The organism is Neisseria sp. HMSC070A01 (genome assembly GCF_001810165.1).
Taxonomy (GTDB): Bacteria; Pseudomonadota; Gammaproteobacteria; order Burkholderiales; family Neisseriaceae; genus Neisseria.
In genome coordinates this window covers 1-5100 of sequence record NZ_KV800131.1, presented here as the reverse complement: position 1 = coordinate 5100, position 5100 = coordinate 1, and the positions used below count along the sequence as shown (strand labels likewise).

General features: G+C 50.6%; 2 protein-coding genes. Both read right to left on the bottom strand.

Translation table 11 applies throughout. The annotated features are described in order from the left end of the window. Positions 1-81: 81 nt before the first annotated feature. A complete protein-coding gene (gene pepN, locus HMPREF2711_RS10515; protein ID WP_070616193.1) occupies positions 82-2703 on the bottom strand; it encodes an aminopeptidase N in 2622 nt (873 codons plus the stop codon). 155 nt (positions 2704-2858) lie between these two features. Then, on the bottom strand, positions 2859-5100 hold a 2242-nt coding region (locus HMPREF2711_RS10510), incomplete at its 5' end, for a YadA family autotransporter adhesin (protein WP_210396697.1).

Genomic DNA, 5100 nt, shown 5'->3' with positions numbered 1-5100 from the left:
CGTCTGAAACCAATTGGTTTCAGACGGCCTTTAGTCTATCTATCCTTATTGCCAAATTACAATAAGGTCAACAAACAAGCTTTATTTTTCATTCAAAATCTTACCGACAATCTCGCCCACATCTTTGGACAAACCTTCTTGTGCATTGATGCGTTGCAATTCTTTGGTCATGACGGCTTTTCGGTTAACTTCCAACTTATTACAGATATTGAAAGCCTGCACCAGTCGGGCGGCAACTTGTGGGTTAAAGCGGTCGATTTCCATCACTTTATCGGCTACAAAGCGGTAGCCGCCGCCGTCTTCTGTATGGAAATGCGGAATATTGCGGCTGAAGCTGATCAACAAAGAACGGGCTTTATTCGGGTTTTCAATGCTGAACTTAGGATGATTCAAGGCTGTCTGAACTTGCTGTAAAGTATCTTTGCGGCGGCTTGAAGCAATCAGGGCAAAGTATTTATCCATTACCAAGGCATCATCGGCGAATTTATCGGCAAATTGCGTCAACAAGCGATCGCGGATTTCGCTTTCATTGCTGTTGATTGCGGATAAGATACCCCATTCGTGGGTCATGTTTTGCGCCATTGCTTCGTAATTCTCCGCAACGTGTTCGATATGCGTAGCGTCAGCACGTAAGATAAATGCCCTGCAAGCATTACGCAAGGTACGCCAGCCGGCCAATTCCGGGCTATATTCATAACGAATGGCGGCATCAGCCTGGTTTTCTTGCTCGGTAGCCTGACGATTCAGCTCGCGCCATTGAGGCAGGAACTTGACGGCAACGGCATTGAGCAAGGCTTCGCGCGCTTGATGAACTTGAATCGGGTCAATATTTTCTTCTTCCGCCCATACATCGGTTTCAGACGGCATTTGCAGCAAAATGGCGCGGAATGCCGGGTCGAAATCACCGGAGACCACCAAAGCCAAAGCGTCCATCAATGCTTTGTGTTCAGGCAAAGGACGGCCTTCTGCCAATGCCTGACGATTGGCGTTAATGGCGCGATGGTACAAGGTTTGAGCAGCTTCCCAGCGTGCAAACTCATTTGCATCTGCCGCCAGCAAAGTGGCCAATTCTTGCTCGCTGTATGGATAGTTCAGGGTAACCGGCGCAGAGAAATCACGCAGCAGAGACGGGATAACCGGCTCATTGACGCCGCCCAATACAAAAGTCTGCTCGGCTTCAGTCAATACCAAAACCGCCTCTTTCACCCGTTTGCCTTGATATTCGAACTCAACCGCTTCGCCTTTTTCATTTAGCAAACCGGTTTTGACCGGAATCATCATCGGCTGTTTGTCCGCCATATCGGGCGTCGCGGGAATGGTTTGTTTGATGGTTAATTCAAACGCACCATCTTTCAGACGGCCTTGGGCATCTAAAACCGGCGTACCGGCTTGGCTGTACCACAAAGCAAACTGATCAAGATTGATGCCGTTTGCGTCTGCCATTGCGGCACGGAAATCATCGCAGGTTACCGCCTGACCGTCGTGGCGTTGGAAATACAGCTTCATGCCTTTTTGGAAGCCCTCTTCCCCGAGCAAAGTGTGATACATGCGCACGACTTCCGCACCTTTTTCATAGACGGTCATGGTGTAGAAGTTGTTCATTTCCTCATAGCTGGCCGGGCGGACAGGATGCGCAGTCGGGCCCGCATCTTCAGGGAATTGGAACAAGCGCAGCATACGGACATTGTCGATACGGCGTACCACGCGGCTGGCTCGGTCGCCGGAAAACTCTTGATCACGGAATACGGTCAAGCCTTCTTTCAGTGACAATTGGAACCAATCGCGGCAGGTCACGCGGTTGCCCGTCCAGTTGTGGAAATATTCATGGCCGACAACAGATTCAATGCCTTCAAAGTCGGTATCGGTCGCGGTACGGCTGTTGGCCAGCACAAACTTGGTGTTGAAAATATTCAAACCTTTGTTTTCCATCGCGCCCATATTGAAATCGCCCACGGCAACGACCATGAAAATATCCAAGTCGTATTCCAAGCCGAAGCGCGTTTCGTCCCATTTCATCGCATTTTTCAACGATTCCACGGCAAAACCGACTTTAGGTTTGTCTGTCTCAGTGGTGTAGAACTCGATTTTGACCTTACGGCCGCTCATGGTCGTAAAATAATCTTCCGTTACCGCCAAATCGCCTGCCACCAAAGCAAAGAGATAGCTCGGCTTGGCAAACGGGTCTTCCCATTTCACCCAATGACGGCCGTCTGAAAACTCGCCGCCATCGATTTTATTGCCGTTAGACAGCAACACCGGATAGCGTTTTTTGTCTGCAACGATGGTGGTGGTAAATTTAGACATGACATCCGGACGGTCGATGTAGAACGTAATTTTGCGGAAACCTTCCGGTTCGCATTGGGTGAACAGGTTGCCACCGGAAGCATACAGACCCATCAGGGATTTGTTCTCAGCAGGCAGAATTTCGGTTTCCACTTCCAGCGTGAAGTTTTCAGACGGCACGCCGGCAATCGTCAGTTTTTCGTCTTCCAACACATAATCTACGGCCCGGCCGTTTACTTTCACAGACAGCAGTTTTGCCGAACCATCCAATACCAACGGCTCCCCTGCTCTTTCAGGTTGGACGGTCAGGCTGGATTTGACGATGGTTTGCGGTTCTAAAATATCGAAATGCAGGTCGGTTTTCAGAATACGGTACGCTGGCGCGGCGTAGTCTTTCAAATAATGGACGGTTTTGCTCATTTTTTCTCTTTCGGGGTTATGCGGTAAATAGATGAAGCATATCGTTTCAGATAGCCCAAATTCAAGTGTTTTCAGAAAAAAAGGCCGTCTGAAACCTAAAATTTCAGACGGCCTCCCTATTCAGGCAGCAAATCTAGTTGCCTGTCATTGCCAACTTACCACTGATACAGCGCACCGGCACCGACACCGACATGACCGTCGGTATTGGCCGAGAAGTTGCCTTTGACAATCCAGTTGCCGCCGTCGCTCATCGCAGACACGCCGATGGCCATGGCAGACTGACCGCCGTAGTAGCCGCTGCCGACACCGATACCGGTCGCACCCGGACGGGTTACTTGCGGAATCGAGCCTTGGGCAATCGCACCGGCCACACCTGCGTAGGCTTTCTTACCTACTTGGTTGATGTTGTTCTGCAACTCGGTACCCAAACCAATCAACTGGTTCACGTTTGCCGCGTCTGTACCGTCTTTACCCGGAGCCACATTGATAATGCGTTGGCCGCCGTTGTTCAGACCGACAGGAGACAATTTGACTTGGTTGTTTGGATTGTTTTCAGTCGGTGCAGCGATGGTTACGCCATCGTTGTTGACCACGGTATTACCTGCAGTCAGACCGTCTTTGTTCAACGCAACTTTATCGCCGACTTTCACGCCGTCGTTATTCATCACAGTATCGCCTGCTTTGAATGTATCGGCATTCACTGTCTTCACGTTAATCTCGTCAGCCAACTTCAGTTGAGCGCCACCGGCTACGGTTTCGCTGATGATGTTGCTGTCGCCTTTAACGTTGATGGTAGAACCCAACGCGTAGTTGTTGCTGCCGGTCGTGCCGCCGAAGTTGATGCCTTTGGCGATAGTCGCAGCATTGTTGGCTACGTTTTGGTTGGTTGCGTACAACTGGCTGCCGTTGACGGCGTCTTTGCTGTTCGCATTGAGATCGCCATCCGCTACGTTGGTTACTTTGTTGCCCGCATTGTCCAAGCCGTCTTTCGTCAGGTTTACCTTGCCTGCTTTCAAGCCGTCTTTGTTCAATGCAACATCGTCACCCACTTTCACACCGTCAGTATTGACTGCGGTATCGCCAGCTTTCACGCTGTCAACATCCAAGTCTTTATCGGTTGCCACCTCGTAAACAGTTTGACCCTTATCGCCTGTTTTCTGAGTCACAACAATGTTCTTACCTTGAACAACTTCAGTCTTAGACGCAGCAGCAGCTTGTTTCAGTTGGGAAACATTGACTGCATCGGTGTCATCCGTACCGGCCGCAACGTTGGTAATCTTATTGCCGCCGTTGTTCAAGCCAGCTTTGGTCAGGTTCACATCGCCTGCTTTCAAGCCGTCTTTGTTCAATGCAACATCATCGCCAACTTTCACACCGTCATTATTCATCACGGTATCGCCTGCGGTAACGCTGTCGACTTTCAGGTTTTTATCGGTAGCCACTTTGTAAATGGTTTGGCCATTGGCGCCGACATCCTGAGTAACAACAATGTTATCGCCTTGAACGACTTCAGTCTTAGCCGCAGCCGCAGCTTTGTTCAACTGAGCAACGTTCACTGCATCAGTATCATCGGTACCGGCCGCAACGTTGGTAATCTTATTGCCGCCATTGTTCAAGCCGGCTTTAGTCAGGTTGACATCGCCAACTTTCACGCCGTCAGTATTGACTGTGGTATCGCCGGCTTTGACGCTGTCAACTGCCAAGTCTTTAGCCAATTTGACTTCCAACTTATCAGAGCCATTCGCTACAACGCCGATATTGCCGTCTGAAAGTTTGGCTGCATCGGTTTGACCGCCGACAATATTCAGCTTCGTACCCGGTTTGCGTTCAACGTCTTTGCCGCTGTCGCCGCCGAAATTCAAAGGCAGATTGGCAGTTGCATTAACGGCTTTGATCGCATCGTGGATGTTGTTCTCACCCGTACCGCCAATATCGGTCATGCTGATGTTGCCGCCGTTATTGGCCGCATTGCCACCCAATACATTCACCAACTGATCTTGGGCTGCATTCAGCTGCTCTTCGGTCGCCGCACGTTTGCCTTGGGCAAAATCGCTGCCACCCAAAGTCGTATTGCTCAAGCCGCTGACTTCGCCTTTGTCGCCATCGATTTTCACTGGAGCCGCTTGACCAACATTCAATACATCGGCCAGTTTCAGCTGTGCACCACCGGCTACGGTTTCGCTGATGATGTTGCTGTCGCCTTTGACATTGATGGTGTCGCCCAATGCGTAGTTGTTGCTGCCGGTGGTACCGCCGAAGTTGATGCCTTTGGCGATATTGGCGGCGTTGTTGGCGACGTTTTGGTTGGTCGCAAACAGTTGGCTGCCGTTGACGGCGTCTTTGCTGTTGGCATTGAGGTCGCCGTCGGCCACGTTGGTCACTTTGTTGCCGGCGTTG